Below are 1,096 nucleotides of genomic sequence, written 5' to 3'. Positions count from 1 at the left end.
GCACGGTTGCTGACGCGTTGGAAGCGTCCCGCGCTTGCGCGAGCACGGAGCGCTGCGCTGCATGTTCGCGAGAACACTACCGGGATCACGGCAGTGCATGACGAACTGGGTGTCCTGCGGCCAATGACCGCTGGGTTACGGGCCGCGGTCCGGGTGTACTTCCGGGAGAGGGAGGTCCCAAGCCCGTATAAGCGCCTGGGAGCGCTGTATGTGGTCATAGTGTGCTTCGTGGCTTTGATCAACGCAGTCCGCGCTGCGGTGCCCGTGGTACCTGGACTCTTGGAGAGGCTTGCGGAACGCTTCACCACCGGTATAGCGAACGCTCCGACCCTCTTCGTGCCCATCCAGATCGGCGTCGCGGCCATGATGGTGCTGGCGGCTCTAGGGACTGCGCTACTGGGCTGGCTGATCGTGGCTCGTATGTTCGTCATCACCTTCCGGGTGGAGTTACGCACTTTCAGGCTGGCGGCGGCAGCTCTGGACGCGGTCAGTTGCTGTGGAGCTGTGTTCAAGACCATCGGGCCAGAGCGGACAGATGGTCTGCGACAACTCGCCCTTTCTATGGACGGCGTCAGAAGGGCGTTGAGGCGTGCCCACCGGGACCGGGGAACCCTCCCTCTTCGCAGCGACCGACGGAAGGAAGTGCGTGCACACGTACGGCGAGTCGTGCAGTGTCTGAATGACGCGGAGAAGCAGATCGACGTGAAGGGGGATCAGGCTCTTCCCCTGTTGGTCGGCCACCTGAGTCAGATTGCCGATCAATACGCCGATGGACGTCTCGGTGCCCTCCTGGACGAAGACTCGCTGCGTAACTACCAGGCAGGACAGGACTGGGAAGCGCTGCGCCTCGCGGGTCTCGCGGTCGTCGTCGGAATCGGGGCCGTCGCCGCAGGCTTCCTCGCGCTGTCCGATCCGGTGACGGTCATCCTGGTCTTCAGCGTGGGTGTCCTGGGTGTCGCGTTGCTGTACAGAAAGAACCTGCCGCGGGGGCTCGGCTTCCTCGGACTCTGGTGGCGGTGACCGTCAGGTTGGCGAGCCGGACGCGTGCATCACTCAACCTTCGGTGGCCCAGGAAGCTGTTGTCCACTGCCATCAA

Annotated in this window: 1 protein-coding gene; it reads left to right on the top strand. The window is 63.8% G+C overall.

Annotation, left to right across the window (positions count from 1 at the left end; translation table 11 throughout):
• The first annotated feature begins 93 nt into the window (after window positions 1-93).
• Window positions 94-1,020 carry a hypothetical protein gene (locus ACF088_RS41340; protein WP_392381135.1) on the top strand — a complete coding sequence of 309 codons (927 nt, stop codon included), beginning with the start codon at window positions 94-96 and terminating at the stop codon, window positions 1,018-1,020.
• The last annotated feature ends 76 nt before the right edge of the window (window positions 1,021-1,096 follow it).

Origin of the sequence: Streptomyces sp. NPDC015125 (assembly GCF_043080045.1) — a bacterium.
Classification (GTDB): Bacteria; Actinomycetota; Actinomycetes; order Streptomycetales; family Streptomycetaceae; genus Streptomyces.
The sequence above is the reverse complement of the archived record's forward strand: the minus strand, read 5'-3'. Positions and strand labels throughout refer to the sequence as shown.